The sequence below is a fragment of the Brevibacterium aurantiacum genome (assembly GCF_900169065.1).
GTDB classification, from domain to species: Bacteria; Actinomycetota; Actinomycetes; order Actinomycetales; family Brevibacteriaceae; genus Brevibacterium; species Brevibacterium aurantiacum.
Window position 1 is genome coordinate 29,264 of record NZ_FXZB01000026.1, and the last position, 16,774, is coordinate 46,037.

Genomic DNA, 16,774 nt, shown 5'->3' on the forward strand with positions numbered 1-16,774 from the left:
AGCTCACCTCAGCAGATCGTGCAGTGCCCGAGCGGCCGCTCCCAGAGCCGCCTCAGCAGCCGGCTGCACAGCGGCGGAGTTGCTCGATTCGCTGAGCACCACGACGGCGATGGTCTGCCCGTCGGAATGCTCGACGACTCCGATTTCGTGCCGGAGGTGCAGCAGAGTGCCGGTCTTCGACGACCATTTGGCCGCATCCGACATGAGGTCGGGGGCCAGTCGATGGCGCACGACGTTGCCGGCCATGAGCTCCCGCAGCCGGGAGGCGGCCGAAGTCTGGATCCGTTCGGGACGCCACAGTTCAGCAAGCAGATCGGTCAGGCCTGCAGCTGTGGCGACATTCGCCTGCGAGACATCGAGTTGCCAGATCCGATGCCCGGCTCCCTGCGTGGGGTTCGCGTGGGCGAGTTCGTAGGCAAGATGAGCTTCCGGAGGAGGAAGACTCTCGAGCGGAGTCCTGACGAGTGCATCGAGATGATGGCGGATCTGGATTCCGCCGAGCCCGAGGTCGTCAAGGTCACGCTGGACCTCCTCGGTGGGGACGAGATCGAGCAGGGCGTCCGTAGCCGTGTTGTCGCTGAAGCACACGGAGAGCATGAGCAGGTCGTCAACAGCGATGCGTGAGGGATGGCGGAAGCGACTCGTCCCCATCGGGCTCCCGCCTTCGAATCGGCCGGGCGCGACGTGGACCTGGCGATCGGCTTCGAGCCGACCATCGGCGATGCGGTTGAGGATGGCGAGGGCGATCGGCACTTTTACGACAGAGGCCAGCGGAACCGGCCCGTCGTGTGCGATCGAGATCTCAGCCTGCGAATCGAGGTCGCGGACCACGATCCGCGCACGCAGTCCAGCGGCCTCGAGCTCGTCGCTGACCTCCCTGGTCAGGCGTGCTTCGGTTCTCAACGCGTCACCTCCGTCGGTGATTCGGATCCGGCTCACGTGGCCCCTGTCGGTGATTCGACTCTGGCCGTCGCGCCCGAAGCGCGCGGACCAGAGGTCGCACCCAAGCAGTCGGCGATCTCCTCGTCGAGGTCGCCGAGCAGCGAGACGTCTTCCGCCGAGGTGGCTGCGAGGACGTATCCCCTCGCGATGACCGGGTCGAGCAGCGGGGCCCATGACAGCTCGAGTGCTGCGGCTTCGTCCGCGCTGCAGACCAGCAGGTCCCCCTCTGCCAGGACCCCAGCGACGGCAGCGGGGTCGGAGGAGTCCGTCACCACTTGATACGGCAGAAGCCCGGACTCTTCGGCGGACCGGCGGAGACGATCTCGCACATGCGCGACATTGTCCTCGCTCAACAGCCTGAGCCGCTGACCTGCAAGCCTCGCGCCGTCTCCGGGGACCCGTGTCCGCGCCCGCCGCAGATCGGCGATGCGCACCTGATTCAGTGTTCCGGAACGGTGAGCACACCCCAGCGGAACCGTCCAAGCCCCTTCCGGAGCGGGGACGGAGCGCAGTGCCGCTCTGACCCGACGAGCGGTGAGGTCTTCATCCCTTCGGCCGGGCGGTCCCGGATGGAAGTCGATGCGCAGCCCCCGAGAGTTCGCCGAGGCGGCCAGCACAGCGAGATCGCGCGTCGCGCACGATGCCGGGACAGCGAGGGAAACCGGCCGGAGCTTGGCTCTGTCGGCATCAAGCATCATCTCATCGGCCAGTTCGACCAGGTGGGTCGCAGAGGCGAGCATGTCACGGCCGAACGGTGTGAGGCTCACGCCCCGGCCCGTCCTATCGAGCAGACGAGCACCGAACTGTTCCTCCAGGCCGGCGATGCGCCTGCTCGCGACCGGTTGCGGGATTCCATTGGCTGCGGCGCCCAGCGTCATGCTTCCCAATTCGCTGACAGCGGTGAAGGTACGGCAGGCCTCAATCAGGTCCATCACCCCATAGTATGCGTCCTGTTATGCGTTTTCGGTATGCGATGCACTGAAACCGTGTTCGACCGCATGGGAGAAGTCGTGAACAGTGGTTCCCAACGGGGCGAGCCCGGCGTGAGATGTGAACCGACGAGAGAACGGATCAAACATATGAACAGACGACCAGTGAAGCTTCTGACCGCAGCAGCCCTGACGCTTGTCATGACCACCGGCTGCTCACCCGCCGACGCGCAGACGGAATCGGATGGTCAGACACCGAGTCCGGACCAAACGCAGCAGCAGGAGATCACCGCGCAGCTCGAAGCCGTCGAGGATGAATACGATGCGAGAGTCGGAATTAGCGCGATCGACACCGGCGACGGCTCATCGGTGGACTACCGATCCGACGAGCGCTTCGGCTTCGCATCGACGCTCAAGGTGTTCGCGGTGGCAGAGCTGCTTGCCGGAACCTCGCCCGAAGAGCTCGACGAAGTGGTGACATGGACCCAAGCCGATGTCGACGCCGCCGGCTGGACACCGGTGACGGAGAAGCATGTCGATACGGGACTGCCGTTGGAAGATGTTGCCGAGAGCGCGCTGAGGGTCAGTGACAATGCGGCGATGAACATCGTGCTCGACGAGATCGGCGGACCCCAGGGACTCGATGCCGCACTCGAAGACGCCGGCGACCCGACCACCGAGGTCATCGACGAAGAACCGGAACTCAACGACATCGAACCCGGCAGCTCCGACAACACCACGACACCCGCTGCCTACACTGCTGATTTGCAAGGCCTGCTCGACTCCGAGCGGCTGTCCGAGGACGACCGTAAGGTGCTGCTCGAATGGATGTCGGACAATGAGACCGGCGACCCCCTCATCCGCGCGGGCGCGCCGGAGGGCTGGACGGTCAAGGACAAGTCGGGACATTCCGATGCGATCCAGAACGACATCGCCTTCGTCTATCCGCCGGATGAGGACCCGATCGTCATCACCGTGCTCACGGAAACCGAGGACCCGGAGTCCGAGGACGGGCCGGCCATCGTCGAGGCAGCTGCGGAGGCCGTTCTCGGCAGCTTCGAATGAGGGGCCGTCTCAGCGTGGTGCGATCCGCACGGCGATGGCACACTGCGAGTCGGCGCCGAGTGCGGACTCTGCCGCCGGCTGCACGGAAGCAGGGTTGCTCGGTAGAGTGGCCGGCATGACCGAATCTCTCACCTTCGCCGATTCCATCCTCGTTGCAGCCGACCCGGCAACCGTCTACGCGACCGTTTCAGACGTGATTCGAACTGGCGAGTGGTCACCGATTTGCGCAGAGTGCTGGTGGGACGAGGGCGACGGTCCGCGGGTCGGAGCCTGGTTCACCGGGCGCAACGTCACTCCGGATCGTGAGTGGCAGACCCGAAGTCAGGTGATTGTCGCCGATGAAGGGCGTGCGTTCGGGTGGAGCGTGGGGCCGGGCCGGGTTCACTGGACATACAGCATGAAGGAAGCAGAAGGCGGCACACGGCTCACCGAAACGTGGGAGTTCCTGCCGGAGGGGCAAGAATTCTTCAACGAGAAATACGGGGACCAAGCCGCCGAGCAGATCGCCGAACGAACTTCAGCCGCGCGCTCGGGAATCCCCGAGACCCTCAGGGCGATCAAGAGGGTCATCGAAGCGCGCTAAAGCATCGTCGGCAATGATGAGATAGATGATCGATCTGTCGGCGAAGTGCAGTTCAGCGAATCAAGGTCAACTTGGACTCTGACGATCCAGGACCGCCCGCGGCTCAGCCCCGCCAGTCCGAGTTCGTGTAACCCGACCCGGTTTCGTCGAAATACTTCATCGACAGCGAGGACGAGTTGATCAGCGGCCGGTATCGAGCACCCGGCAACGCGTGCGGATGGCCCGGTGCGACATATGCCCTGCGCAGGGACTTCTCGACCCCCGCTGCAGCCCGGTGAAGCACTTCGACAGTCGGAGCGACAGGTTGACGATCGTTGGGCACCACCACACCGAGGCCTGCAACCATGTCGCCATCAGGTCCACGCACCGGCACGGCGATTCCTCGAGCATCGCGGTGGACCAAACCATCTCCTGAGGAATAGTGCTGCCGTCGAACAGCATCGAGAATGCGCTCGACCTCGGAGGCGGTCTGCGGAGTCCGCTCCGTGTATCGCGGGATGCCGAGGTCGACCAGTGCTCGGACTGCCTCATCGGGCATTGCAGCAAGCAGCACGTGCCCGATGGCCGAAGCCGCAAGATTGATCCGGCCGCCGATAACGGTTGCGTTGATGACGGCATCATGACTGGACAGCCGCTCAAGGTAGACGACATCCACACCGTCGCGAACCCCCAGCTGAGTGTGCTGGCGAATCGAGTTCTGGACCGACTGCATCAGCGGGAACGCGATCTCCCGCAGCCCCAGCGCACCGGGCGTCCGTGCCGCCAACTCCCACAGCCGCAGCCCCAGCTGATATGTCCGGTCCGGCAGCCGTTCGACCAGCCGCTCACCCTCCAGCTCCCGCAGCAGCCGATGAGTCGTCGACACTGGCAGGCCGGAGCGTTCTGCAATCTGGGAAAGGCTGAGGAACGCGGCACCGACTTCGAAGACATCGAGAATCCGCAGATGCCGCGACAGCAGGGACTCGTTCGTGCGGGCTCCGCTCATGATCAATCCTCCCCGACAATTGCCGTCCAACACTGACTGCCCAAACCTGCCGTTACTTCCGATGAGTGGAAATGCGTACGCCAAGCTTAACGTGACCCATGCCATAGTGACGTGAACGAGCAACGACGCTTCTCAAAGGAGATACCCATGACTGTCACCGAGGTCGGCCGACGTTCCCCGGACAGTTCCAACCGCCGCCCGGAGAACTCCGACGAACTCGTCATTCAGGCACGGCGTGAAGTCGCCGCCAACGTCATCGAGCTGACCCTGCGGCGACCCGACGGTTCGCGACTGCCGGACTGGTCACCAGGTGCACACATCGACCTCATCCTTCCCAGCGGGACGGTGCGCCAGTATTCGCTGTGCGGTGATCGGTGGGATGGCCACAGCTATCGCATCGCCGTGCAGAGAGAAGAAGACGGCACAGGAGGGTCGAAGGAGATCCATCAGGTCGCCGCCGAAGGCAGCCACGTGCGCTTCGGCGGCCCCCGCAACAACTTCAGACTCGCCCCGGCCGAGCAGTACCACTTCATCTGCGGGGGAATCGGCATCACCGCCATCAGGCCCATGATCGATCAGGCCGAGCGGATGGGCATCGAATGGCGGCTGCTCTACCTGGGCCGCAACCCACTCCGCATGGCCTACCGCGACCTTGAGAATTGGTACCCCGCACAGGTGAGGACCCATACGACCGCGCACGGCAAACGTGCGAGCATCCGCGAATGGCTCGGCGAGGTCGATGACACGTCAATGGTCTACGCCTGCGGACCGCAGTCATTGCTCGATGCGCTCCCATCAGAATGCGATCGCCTGCCGGACCAGAGGATCCGCGTCGAACACTTCACCAACGACAGTTTGAACTCAGCACCGATCCGCACCGACCCCTATGAGATCGTCCTCGACCGCAAAGGTGAGACCGTTCGTGCGGAAGGGCATCAAAGCGTCGCCGAGGCGCTCGGCGACGCTGGAATCGGCCTGATCACCTCGTGCTCCCGAGGCGTGTGCGGAACCTGCGAGCTGAGCGTGCTCGCCGGAGAGGTGGACCACCGCGACACGATTCTCGACGACGAGGAACGAGCGGCAGGCACCTGTATGTTCCCCTGCGTCTCCCGCGCTGCCAGCGATCGTCTCGTCATCGACCTCTGAGGTCGAAACCTCACCACGAAAGGCTCCGTCATGACTGCTCAACCGAAGACCACCTCGGCGGTGGACGCCTCCGTTCCTGTTCTCGACGATGTCGACCCGTTCGACGAGGAGGTACTCGCCGGGCCACACCACATGCATTCGATCATCCGTGATGCCGGTGACCTCGTCTACCTCGCTCAGCACGACATCTACGCGGTGGCGCGCTATTCACCCGTGCGCGAGACCTTGGAGAACTGGCAGGACTTCTCCAGTGCGGCTGGGGCCGGACTCGCAAACTTCCGCTATGAGGAGCCCTGGCGTCCGCCCTCGCTCCTGCTCGAGGCCGACCCACCTCACCACGACGCACCCCGGTCGGTCCTGCAGAAGATCCTCGGGCCGCGCCGCATCAGAGCGTTTGAGGATGAGTGGGATAGGACAGCGAACCAGCTCGTCGACTGTCTGCTTGAATATGGGGAGCGCGATGAGAACTCGGCCGTCGTCATCGATGCTGTGCCGAGCATCGCCGAACCATTCCCGCTGTCGGTCTTCCCCGAAGCACTCGGTCTCAGCGGCGAAGGCCTGGACAACCTCCTCCCCTACGGCAATTTCGCGTTCAATGCCTTCGGCCCAAGGAACCGTCTCGTCACCGAAGCCCAGAAGACGATCGGGCCAGTGATGGAATGGGTCGGCGAGCAGTGCCCCAGGCATGCGCTCACGGAATCCGGCCTCGGGGCAGATATCTGGGCCGCCAGTGATGATACCGATATCACCGAGGCACAGGCACCACTCATCGTCCGCTCCCTGCTGACGGCCGGGGTCGACACCACGGTCTACGGCATAGCCGCCGTGCTCTATCACCTCGCGGACAACCCGGATCAGTATCAGCGGCTGCGCGATGAGCCCGAACTGATTCGAGCTGCGATCGAAGAGTCACTGCGCCTCGAATCCCCTGTGCAGACCTTCTTCCGCACGACGACTCGTGATGTGCCCATCTCCGGCCATGTCATCCCTGAAGGCAAGAAGGTGCTCATGTTCCTCGGTGCTGCGAACAGAGATCCCCGTCGGTGGGCGAATCCCGACGAGTTCGACTTGGGGCGTGACCCGTCGGGACATGTCGCGTTCGGGTCGGGAATCCATCAGTGCGTGGGACAGCACGTCGCCAGGTTCGAGGCAGCGTCCCTCCTGCAGGCGCTCGTGCCGAAGATCGAGCGCATCGAATTCTCGACTGCTCCCGAGAGGAAGATCAACAACACGCTCCTCGGTTGGAAGACGCTGCCATTGAGACTGATCCCGGCGTAGAGTCTCCGCTGGTGCGGTCACCTACGCGGTGAAACAATGCCGAACAGGAGCACCAGAGCAACGTCGACCGACCAGAACGCGGGAGGACCATCATGAGCAGAACGATCGGGATCATCGGAGTCGGCGAGATCGCCTCGGCGATTGTCGAGGGCTCGTGTGCGAGCGGGGATCACCCGGGCTTCTTCCTCTCCCCCAGGAATGCGGAGCGTTCGGCACGGTTGGCGAGTGACTTCGACCGGGTCGAGGTCTGTGAGAGCAACCAGGACGTGGTCGATCGCAGCGACCACATCATCGTCTCTGTGCTGCCCCAGCAGACCGAATCCGTACTCTCCGCACTCGACATTCCATCCGACCGCACGCTGATCAGTGCGATCACAGGCGTCTCGGTCGAGGCGCTGTCTCCGCTGCTGCCGCAGAAGCCCTCAATCGTGAGGGTCATCCCCCTGCCGCCTGTACGAGAGCGCCAAGGCGTCACTGCCGTTTATCCCGATCACCCCCAGGTCGAAGAGTTCTTCGACGTCCTCGTCGGCACCGTCGTCGCGGAAACGGAGCAGCTCTTCAGCACGCTGTCGGCTACGACCGCGACGATGTCAGCCTACTACGCCTATCTCCAAACGATCGCCGACTGGCTCGTAAGTCAGGGATGGGGCAGGGTTGATGCCGATCGCATCATCCGCGGGCAGTTCGCCGGCCTGGGCAACAAGCTCTCAACGACCGATTCCTCGTTCGCAGATCTCGTCGCCGGGCACGAGACCCCCGGCGGACTCAACGAAATGCTTCACCGAGAGTGGATGGACGAGAATAACGTTGCCGCGCTCTCGACCTCTCTCGACCGCGTCTTCGCCCGAGTGACCGGCAAGGACTGAGGACTCCGCAGCAACGCACTGTGCTCGCCGGCCCTCTGCGATCACCGCTGGAACGGATCCGAGGATCGCCGAGGTGCCCCGCAGGATGGGATTCTGCGAGCGCTGAATTCGCTAAAATCAGCCTATGCCCCAACACTCCCCGATCACAGTCTCGATCACTCGCACAGTCCTGCCCGAGCATCATCGGCGCTTCAATGCCTGGGTGCAGGCGGGACAGGAACTGGCACGCGAAAGACCCGGGTACCTGGGATCCGGATGGGTGAGGACAGCGCCCGAGTCGGACGAGTGGCATGTGCTCTACCGGTTCGCCGACGAGAAGTCGCTGCGGGCCTGGGATGAGTCCGAAGACCGGCGGTGGTGGATCGACAGCGCGGCCGAACTCGTCGAGACCACCCGTGTCGAGCATCGGACCGGGATCGAGGGCTGGTTCGAACCTCGCGGAGAAGAGACTCTGACGATCCCTGAGACGGTTGTTCCCCCTCGGTGGAAACAGGCGGTGAGCATCTTCCTCCCGTTCTTCCCGCTGAGCCTGCTCTCGACCTTCCTCCTTCTTCCTCATCTGGAGAGTTGGCCGACCGCCCTCGCAGTCCTGCTCAATATCTGCATTCTCACGCCGTTGATGACATACATATTCCTGCCGGTGAGCACCCGGCTGCTCCGCCCCTGGCTGCAGAAACCCCGACGCTGACTGCCAGACCGCCCCGAAAACCGCACGGGGAGCCGACTATCGGGTGCGTGCGTACGGTACTCGGAGCAGAGACCGGTTCTCGACGTCTCAGGCAGAAGGCTCAGAACAGACCGGTGATGTTCCCGTCTTCAGTGACGTCGATTGTCAGTGCGGAGGGCTCCTTGGGCAGGCCCGGCATGGTCATGATGTCTCCGGCGATGACGACGACGAAGCCGGCGCCGGCAGAGAGCCGCACGTCCTTGACCTCGATGATGTGGTCCTTGGGCGCCCCACGCAGGCTCGCATCCGTGCTCAGGGAGTACTGGGTCTTGGCAATGCAGATCGGGGCATCGCCATAGCCTTCGTCGGTGAACTGTTTGAGCTTGCGCGTGACCTTGGCCGGCAGGTCGACGTCGGCGGCACCGTAGATTCGCTGCGCGATCGTACGAATCTTCTCCTCCAGAGGCCGGTCGAGTTCGTAGCTGTACTGCGCCCGCGACGATTCCTCAGACGACGCTCCCGCCGCAGGAGCCTCAGCGTCGCCGGATGCAACGCCTCCGACGAAGACCGAACCGTCGTCGACGGCTGCCCCTGCGTTCCCGACACCACCGGCAGCCTCAACGACCGCCTCGGCCAGCGCCAGCGCACCCCTGCCGCCATCGGCCCAGTGCGTCGACTCGACCGCGGAGATGCCCTTCGAGCGCAGGTGCTCGATCGCCGCGGTCATCTCCTCGTCCGTATCGGTGGGGAACCTGTTGAAGCACACGACCGGGGTCAGTCCGTAGATGTTGAGCAGATTGCCGCAGTGATGTTCGAGGTTGCTCATTCCGTCGATGACAGCATCGATGTTCGGCGTCTGCACCTCGGCGACCTCGATGCCGCCGTGGTACTTCAATGCCCGCAGGGTTGCCACGACGACCACGGTCGAGGGCCAGATACCCGCAGTGCGGCACTTGATGTCGAGGAACTTCTCGGCTCCCAGGTCGGCGCCGAAGCCCGCCTCGGTCACCGTCCAATCCCCCAGGGACAGCGCCGCCTTCGTTGCGAGCAGGCTGTTGCATCCGTGGGCGATGTTGGCGAAGGGACCGCCATGGATGAACGCCGGCGAATGCTCGAGGCTCTGGACCAGGTTGGGTGCCAGGGCGCTTCGCAGCAGCGCAGTCATCGCCCCGGCCGCGCCGATGTCACTGACCGTGATCGGTTCGCGACTCCGGTTGTGGGCGAGGACGATTCGCCCCAGCCGCTGCTTGAGGTCGATCAAGGAGGTGGACAGACAGAAGACCGCCATGACTTCGCTGGCGACGACGATGTCGAAAGCGTCCTCTCGCGGCGCTCCCCCGTTGAGTCCGCCGAGGCCGATGACGACGCCGCGCAGCGCACGATCGTTGAGGTCGACGACGCGCCGGATATGGATGCGGCGCGAGTCGACGTCGAGTTCGTTGCCGTGGTGGATGTGGTTGTCGAGCATCGTGGCGGCGAGATTGTTCGCTGCGGCGATGGCGGCGAAATCGCCGGTGAAGTGGAGGTTGATGTCCTCCATCGGCACGACCTGGGCGTATCCCCCGCCGGCTGCTCCGCCCTTCATTCCGAAGACCGGGCCCATGCTGGGTTCGCGCAGAGCCAGCACCGCTTTGCCCACCTCCGGCTTCGACCGTGCGAGTTCGTTGAGCCCGTCGGCCAGCCCGATGCTCGTCGTGGTCTTGCCCTCGCCCGCCGGTGTCGGGCTCATGGCGGTGACGAGAATGAGGTGACCGTCGGTTGTGGTCTCGGCAGCCTTGTCGAGAACGTCGATGGGGACCTTGGCTTTCGTCCACCCGTAAGGCACTATGTCGTGTGATTCCAGGCCCAGGCCGGCGGCGATATCGATGATCGAGTCGAGCTCGGCGTTGAGCGCAATATCCATATCTGTGGTCATAAGGCCATCATGCCGCTTATGCGTCGATTTGTGACCACCCGTCAGCTAAGAATCTGCGCAATGCGCGCTGAGTTTCACACTCCGCAACATCCGCCGAGGCGGTCCGACATGAGCATTGGATGGACCGGTGATTTGGCGACCACTGGTCATTTCGCGAGGTGGGGCCCGGCTTGCCGCCGATTTCGCAGGATCGCCTGTACAAGCACTCGACGCATAGGCAACGATTGCACTATGCGCACCTTCGACACACTGGTCTCCGAGGCACTGGCCGCCGATGTCGCCGGGTGGGATTTCTCCTGGCTCGACGGCCGCGCCACCGAAGAACGGCCGCCGTGGGGCTACGCCCAACTCCTCGCCCAGCGCCTGTCCACTGCAAGCGCCGCCCTCGACATCGACACCGGCGGTGGTGAGGTCATCGCCGAAGCTCCACTGCTGCCACCGCGCATGGCCGCAACCGAGGCCCACCCGCCCAACGTCGCCCGCGCCCGGAAGCGCCTGGGCCCGCGCAGGGTCGATGTCGTCGAGTCCGGTCCCGAGAATCTTCCCTTCGCCAACGGCAGCTTCGACCTGGTCAGCTCTCGCCATCCGGTACGTCCCGAGTGGTCGGAGATCGCGCGGGTCCTCGTGCCCGGAGGCACCTACTTCGCTCAGCACGTCGGACCGGCCTCGGCGTTCGAACTCATTGAGTTCTTCCTCGGACCCCAGCCGGCAAATCGCAGGAGCCGACACACCGACACAGAGGTCCATGACGCCGAGGCGGCCGGACTCGCACTCGAAACGCTTCGGACTGCGCGCTGCCGCATGGAGTTCCGCGATATCGGCGCCGTCATCTGGATCCTGCGCAAATGCCCCTGGTGGGTGCCGGACTTCAGCGTCGAGGACTACCTGCCCCAGCTGCGAGAACTCGATGCTCGACTCCGCCGAGGCGACCCATTCGTCGCACACTCCACTCGCCACCTCGTCGTGGCTCGGAAACCCGACTGACCTGCCTCTAAACTGGGGGCATGGAAAAATCCCCTCCCCGAACCGTCCCCCGCCAGTGAACAGGCTGTCTCGGGCGGTGCTGCACCTGTTCGCCGCACCCCGACTCAACATCCGTGAGGACTACGAGAAGGTCCGTCGGATACAGCGTCGAGTCGCCGCGCTGCTGATGCCGCCGTATCGGACATCGCGCTGGCAACCCCTCCCCTGCGACGAACACCTGCATGTCCCTGTCCGGATCTTCCAGCCTAAAGTGAAGCGCCGCGAGGATGTCCTCGTCTTCTTCCACGGCGGCGGCTGGGTGACCGGTGACATCGACACGTACACTCCGGCGTGTGCCAGGATGGCGGACCTCACCGGCTGCGCCGTCGCGTCCGTCAACTACCGGCTCGCGCCGGAGCACCCGTTCCCGGCGGGTCTGGAGGACTGCTATGACGTCGCCCGGGTGCTGCTGGACGAACCGCATCGAGTGGGGGCCGCCGATGCCGGCCAGATCATCCTGGTCGGAGATTCTGCCGGAGGCAACTTCGCTGCTGTGATCTCATCGCTGCTGCGAGAACGCGGACATCTCCCACCGAATCGCCAGATCCTCATCTATCCGGTGACGCATTGGGACCATGATCCAGAGACCTCCCCGTTCGACTCGGTGCGCAGCCATGGCGGGGACTATCGACTCACCAACGCCGAAGTCGAAGACTACTTCGACCTCTACGTTCCCGACCGCCAGCAGCGCCGCGACCCTCATGTCGCTCCACTGCTGGCGCCCGACCTCTCCAGCCAACCGGCGACCCTGGTGATCACTGCCGAGTTGGACCTGCTGCGCGACGAGGGCGAGGCTTACGGGCGTGCTCTGGCCGATGCCGGGAACACGGCGCAGACATATCGGGTAGAGGGAGCGCTGCATGGCTTCATCTCGCTGCCCAGAATCTCCCAGTCCGTCCAAGACGCCTACGAGGTGATCAACGCATTCCTCGACGGTGACCCGGTCGAGGGCGAACGACGCAACCGGCGGGAACCGATATGACCCACCGGGACTGGGTGCGACTCGACAACGCCTCCAACATCTTCCTCGCTGCTCGCAGCGCTGCCGACCCCAAAGTCTTCCGACTCAGCGCCGAGACGGATCATGACGTGGACCCGCAGTTGCTGCAGGAGGCGCTCGACGAAACATATGACCGGTACCGCCTCTACCACGCGGTGCTGCAGAGCGGTCTGTTCTGGTACTACCTGCAGGACAGCGAACTGCGCCCGCTCGTCACCGCAGAGGAGCAGCACACGTGCGCCCCCATCTATCAGGCAGGTCGGCGCAATCTGCTGTTCCGCGTGATCCACCATCGCCGGCGGATCAGCCTCGAGGTCTTCCACGCGCTGACCGACGGCACCGGTGCGGCATGGTTCCTCTCGGACCTGGTGAATGCATACAGCAGGCGGCGGTTCTCCGACTCCGACAGGAAGCTGCCGCTCGAAGACACGAGCGAAGCCGACGAGGCACCACTCGAACCCGAGCATGCCCTGAGCATCGACAGCTTCGCGCACTACTTCCACCGCCGGCATCAGTCGCATGCTTCAGGGTCCGCTTTCAGTCGTGCAGCCGGTCCCGCCGCATTCACCGTCGATGACAGCGCACAGTCGTCTGCTGCGCACAGGAATATCAGCCGGCTGCGCCGTCCGGCGGAGAAGAAGGTCCATCATGTCCGAGGAATCCGCACTCCGGACAATCGCACGCGCGTAGTCGAGCTCACCATGCCCGCGAATGCGGTGCTCGGGCTTGCGCGAGCCGCAGATGTCTCGATGACCATGTACCTGACGGCGCTGTTCTTCGAGTCGATTCGCATCTCCTCGGGCGGTCTGGGAAAGGCCCGCACCCTGGCAGCCTCGGTGCCGGTGAACCTGCGCCAATTCTTTCCCTCGCCGTCTGCACGGAACTTCTTCACCACCGTTCGCGTCGAACACACCTATGGTCAGGGGGAGGATGATCTCGGCTCGATCTGCAAACAGCTCGAGAGCCAATTCCTGCCCCAGGTGACCCAGGAGGCGTTGGAGAAGAAGCTGCGGTGGTTCATCCGGGTCGAGCGGATGCCGGGATTGCGGATCGTGCCGCGCCCGCTCAAGGATGTGATCCTTGGACTGGCCAACAGGCACAGCAATCGCGGTCTGAGCGTCGCCGTCTCGAACCTGGGTCGTCTGAGCCTGCCCGAGCCGGCTGAATCACATGTGGGCCGCGTCCTGTTCCACGTCTCCGCAGTCCGCCCTCAGTTCTGTGCGACGTCCCATGCAGGACTGCTCACCGTCAGCTTCACATCGCCGTTCGTCGAAACCGATCACATCAGGGAATTCGCTCGGATGCTCACTAGTGAAGGGATCGATGTGACGGTCGCTGCGGAACGAGTCACCGAGGATGAGATCGCGGAGGGGCTGTCGTGAGACGCTGCCCCAAGTGCTCGATCGCCATTGAAGGTGTGTGGACCCGATGTCCGCTGTGTGCTGCACCCGCAGAGGTGGACGCGGCGGGGGACGCAGCGCCGAGTCCGCTGCCGACGGTTCCCCTCACGTTCTCGAGGCGTCGACTGCTCAGGAGACTGTTCCTGACATCGCTCTTCGTGATCGCGGTGTCCTTCGCTGCCCAGCTCGTGTTTGGCCACCGACCCGAAGGCTTCGGAGTGCTTCGCTCCGGTTGGCTGGGGGTGACCGCCATGTGGCTCGTCGTCCTCATGGCGGTGAGCAAACGACGCAATGTCGCCAAGGGCACCGTGTACCTCGTCGTCCTCATTGGCCTGGTCTGCGTGTACTGGGACTACCTCACCGGTTGGCGGGCGTGGTCGCTGACGTACGCGGTGCCGATCGTCTGTGCGTCATCCATTGCCGCCCTGCTGATCATGGTCAGGGCGATGCGCTTCGAAGCGACGGAGTACATAATCTACGGCGGATTGGCGGCAATCCTGGGTCTGGCACCCATCGGGTTCCTCACGTTCGGCTGGGTCACCTACCCCCTGCCGTCGGCTGTCTGCGGTGCTCTCAGCATCCTCGCTCTGGTGCTGCTGCAGCTTGCCCGGGGCCGGGAGGTCCGCCTCGAACTGGCCAAGCGACTGCATCTCTGAGAGCCGCACACACAGTCGAGAGCGGCCCTCGCCGAGGCAGCGAGTTCAGTCCTTGGTCTGCTCCGGCAGCATCCCCGCGGCCTCGACCGCGCTGCGCACGATCTCGTCGAGGTCGAACTCGGCCTTCCAGCTCAACAGCGCACCGATGCGGGAGACATCGGCGACGAGTGCGGGTGGGTCGCCTGCGCGACGCTCGCCCATTTCGGGCACGATGTCACGTCCGGTCGCCTCGGCGATGGCGTCGATGACTTCCTTCACGGATGCTCCGGTTCCGGTGCCGACGTTGAACACCGTCTCCGAGGTGTTGCCGGACTTCATGTAGTCGAGCGCGGCGATGTGCGCCTCTGCCAGGTCCTTGACGTGGACGTAGTCGCGGATGCAGGTGCCGTCGGCGGTGTCGTAGTCGTCGCCGAAGATGATGGGGGCTTTGCCGTCGGCGATGCGTCCGAGGACGATCGGGATGAGGTTCATGACGGCGGTGTCGGCGAGCTCGGTCCAGCCGGCTCCGGCGACGTTGAAGTAGCGCAGCTTCACGGCGTTGAACTTCGCACCGCGCATCTTCGCCGAGGTGATCGCATTGTCGATCATCCATTCGCCGATGAGCTTCGTCTGGCCGTAGGGGTTGATCGGTCGGCAGTCGAGGTCCTCGGCGACCATCTCGACATCGGGCATGCCGTAGGTTGCGGCCGAGGAGGAGAAGACGAGGGATTCAATGCCGGTGCGTTCGGCCGCGGCGAGGACGTTCGTGAGTCCGCCGATGTTCTGGCGGTAGTACATGATGGGCTCTTCGACGGACTCCCCCACCTGCTTCTTCGCGGCGAAGTGGATGATCGAGTCCACCGAGTGCTCCTCGATCGCAGCGACGAGGCGGTCCTCGGCATCGGCGGCGGCAAGGTCGAGGCTGACGATCGGCAGACCGGTGACTCGGCTTTCGATGCCGGTGGAGAAATCGTCGACGACGAGGACCTCATCACCGCGTTCGGACAGCAGCCGTACTACGTGGGAGCCGATGTAGCCGGCCCCTCCGGTCACCAGAACACTCATGTGCCGATCTCACTTTCACTAGCTCTCTCACAGCGGTCGATACGCTGCGTCATACCCACATCAGAATACGTGACCATCCCGCTTCCCCGACATCAGGGCTTCCCAGACATCAAGACGCACTGAATGAGCAGTGTGGAAATACCCGAAGTCAGCTCGGCCTCTGTTCAACGCCGCCCATCACTGCGAGAGTGAGAATGTCGGCGATCCGCCCGATGCCTGCCCTGTGGAGGACACCATGGACGAAAGCACTTGTTGCGATGCATCTGCTCCTCATTGCTGATCCCGGCCCGCCGAGTCGTCGGGTCGCGGCGATCAAGGACGAGTTCGAAGAGCTGCTGCGACAGAGTTTCTCTGTCGACGTCCACGTCGACACGTGCACCGAGACGATTCGGGTGCAGGCAGATCATCAATTGGAGATGTCGACCCTCGACTCGATCGTGGACAGGTACCCCAGCGCTGACCTCGTCATCATGTTCACCGACATTCCTCGGCACACCCAGGACAAACCGCTCATCGCCGAGGTGCTGCCGGACCGCAAGGTTGCTGTGGTCTCGAATCCCACCCTCGGCGCATTGACTACCCGGCGTCGTCTGCTCAAGATCTTCATGAGCTGCACGAATCAGCTGCTGCCCGACGGCCACACGGCTCCGAAGCACAGCCTGCCCAGGTGGGGACAATGGTCGAGCCGGGCTGATTCCGGGCGCCGCACCCTGCATGCTCACACATTCACCGGTGGCACGCGCCTGGTGCTGGGCATGACCATGGCCAATGAACCGCTGCGCATGGCACGGAAGCTCTCGCGCGCTCTGGCCGCAGCCTCGGCGACGGGGGCGTTCGGCATCTTCTACAGTTCGATCTGGCAGATGTCACACCACCTGTCCACGGCGCGCCTGATCTCCATCGGACTCATCGCGATCGCAGTGATGGTCGGATGGCTGCTGACGGTCAACGGCCTCTGGGACAGACCGTCCAGGAAGCGACTGGTCCAGGTCGTCTTCTACTACAATCTGTCCACTGTCCTGACCCTCATCATCTGCGTAGGCGCCCTCTATATACTGCTGGTCGCGGGCATTCTGGTGGGCAGCCTCATCGTCATCGACCCGGACTTCATGGCCCAGACCATCCACCGGCCGGAGGCGAAGTTCACCTGGTTGGGCCCCCGGGTAGGAGTCCGGTGACTATGTGAGTTTCGCATCCGATAATGGATGCAAGGAGGAAATTCACAGATTATGGCACGTAGACATACCCCGGATCAGGTCATCGCGAAAGTGCGTC

General features: G+C 63.9%; 16 protein-coding genes. 11 read left to right on the plus strand and 5 right to left on the minus strand.

What is annotated here, in order from left to right; translation table 11 throughout:
* Positions 1-3 precede the first annotated feature (3 nt).
* Complete coding sequence (locus BAUR9175_RS16075; RefSeq protein WP_101584504.1) at positions 4-903, minus strand: serine hydrolase; 900 nt, start codon at positions 901-903, stop codon at positions 4-6.
* A 32-nt stretch (positions 904-935) separates the two neighbouring features.
* Positions 936-1,874, minus strand: a complete 939-nt coding sequence (locus BAUR9175_RS19760) for a LysR family transcriptional regulator (RefSeq protein ID WP_101584480.1) — start codon at positions 1,872-1,874, stop codon at positions 936-938.
* A gap of 147 nt (positions 1,875-2,021) precedes the next feature.
* On the opposite strand from BAUR9175_RS19760, the gene bla reads away from it, so the two are divergent.
* A complete protein-coding gene (bla, locus tag BAUR9175_RS16085; RefSeq protein WP_101584481.1) occupies positions 2,022-2,936 on the plus strand; it encodes a class A beta-lactamase in 915 nt (304 codons plus the stop codon).
* Positions 2,937-3,051: 115 nt separating this feature from the next.
* On the plus strand, positions 3,052-3,519 hold the full coding sequence (locus tag BAUR9175_RS16090) for an SRPBCC family protein (RefSeq protein WP_101584505.1): 468 nt from the start codon (positions 3,052-3,054) through the stop codon (positions 3,517-3,519).
* A gap of 103 nt (positions 3,520-3,622) precedes the next feature.
* Here the strand turns inward: BAUR9175_RS16090 and BAUR9175_RS16095 are convergent, their stop codons facing one another.
* Positions 3,623-4,504: an IclR family transcriptional regulator gene (locus BAUR9175_RS16095; RefSeq protein WP_180959264.1), complete on the minus strand. Its 882-nt coding sequence runs from the start codon at positions 4,502-4,504 to the stop codon at positions 3,623-3,625.
* Positions 4,505-4,651: 147 nt separating this feature from the next.
* Between BAUR9175_RS16095 and BAUR9175_RS16100 the strand changes: the two genes are divergently transcribed.
* The 4 genes from BAUR9175_RS16100 to BAUR9175_RS16115 all read left to right on the plus strand — a co-directional run bounded on the left by BAUR9175_RS16100 (position 4,652) and on the right by BAUR9175_RS16115 (position 8,482).
* The gene (locus BAUR9175_RS16100; protein ID WP_101584484.1) at positions 4,652-5,650 is read left to right on the plus strand and encodes a PDR/VanB family oxidoreductase; all 999 of its coding nucleotides are present in this window, start codon (positions 4,652-4,654) and stop codon (positions 5,648-5,650) included.
* 30 nt (positions 5,651-5,680) lie between these two features.
* Positions 5,681-6,928 carry a cytochrome P450 gene (locus BAUR9175_RS16105; protein WP_101584486.1) on the plus strand — a complete coding sequence of 416 codons (1,248 nt, stop codon included), beginning with the start codon at positions 5,681-5,683 and terminating at the stop codon, positions 6,926-6,928.
* A 92-nt stretch (positions 6,929-7,020) separates the two neighbouring features.
* On the plus strand, positions 7,021-7,794 hold the full coding sequence (locus BAUR9175_RS16110; RefSeq protein WP_101584487.1) for an NAD(P)-binding domain-containing protein: 774 nt from the start codon (positions 7,021-7,023) through the stop codon (positions 7,792-7,794).
* 124 nt (positions 7,795-7,918) lie between these two features.
* Positions 7,919-8,482 (plus strand): antibiotic biosynthesis monooxygenase, encoded by a 564-nt coding sequence (locus BAUR9175_RS16115; protein ID WP_101584489.1) that lies wholly within the window; start codon positions 7,919-7,921, stop codon positions 8,480-8,482.
* A 100-nt stretch (positions 8,483-8,582) separates the two neighbouring features.
* Here BAUR9175_RS16115 and BAUR9175_RS16120 read toward each other — a convergent pair whose 3' ends face one another.
* Positions 8,583-10,376, minus strand: a complete 1,794-nt coding sequence (locus BAUR9175_RS16120; RefSeq protein WP_101584490.1) for a formate--tetrahydrofolate ligase — start codon at positions 10,374-10,376, stop codon at positions 8,583-8,585.
* A gap of 231 nt (positions 10,377-10,607) precedes the next feature.
* On the opposite strand from BAUR9175_RS16120, the gene BAUR9175_RS16125 reads away from it, so the two are divergent.
* Genes BAUR9175_RS16125 through BAUR9175_RS16140 form a run of 4 tightly spaced genes read left to right on the plus strand, consistent with a single transcriptional unit; the run spans position 10,608 to position 14,455 of the window.
* Positions 10,608-11,360 carry a class I SAM-dependent methyltransferase gene (locus BAUR9175_RS16125; protein WP_101584492.1) on the plus strand — a complete coding sequence of 251 codons (753 nt, stop codon included), beginning with the start codon at positions 10,608-10,610 and terminating at the stop codon, positions 11,358-11,360.
* Between the two features lie 55 nt (positions 11,361-11,415).
* Entirely contained in the window at positions 11,416-12,381 is a 966-nt protein-coding gene (locus BAUR9175_RS16130; RefSeq protein ID WP_257944356.1) for an alpha/beta hydrolase, read from the plus strand.
* Positions 12,378-13,781 (plus strand): alcohol acetyltransferase, encoded by a 1,404-nt coding sequence (locus BAUR9175_RS16135; RefSeq protein ID WP_101584494.1) that lies wholly within the window; start codon positions 12,378-12,380, stop codon positions 13,779-13,781. The genes BAUR9175_RS16130 and BAUR9175_RS16135 overlap by 4 nt, the downstream gene beginning before the upstream one ends.
* Entirely contained in the window at positions 13,778-14,455 is a 678-nt protein-coding gene (locus tag BAUR9175_RS16140; RefSeq protein WP_009883302.1) for a DUF6320 domain-containing protein, read from the plus strand. Before BAUR9175_RS16135 ends, BAUR9175_RS16140 begins: the two co-directional genes overlap by 4 nt.
* A gap of 45 nt (positions 14,456-14,500) precedes the next feature.
* On the opposite strand, the gene galE is transcribed toward BAUR9175_RS16140, so the two are convergent.
* Positions 14,501-15,499 (minus strand): UDP-glucose 4-epimerase GalE, encoded by a 999-nt coding sequence (gene galE / locus BAUR9175_RS16145; RefSeq protein ID WP_096157438.1) that lies wholly within the window; start codon positions 15,497-15,499, stop codon positions 14,501-14,503.
* Positions 15,500-15,693: 194 nt separating this feature from the next.
* Between galE and BAUR9175_RS16150 the strand changes: the two genes are divergently transcribed.
* The gene (locus BAUR9175_RS16150; RefSeq protein WP_180959265.1) at positions 15,694-16,677 is read left to right on the plus strand and encodes a hypothetical protein; all 984 of its coding nucleotides are present in this window, start codon (positions 15,694-15,696) and stop codon (positions 16,675-16,677) included.
* Positions 16,678-16,774: the final 97 nt, after the last annotated feature.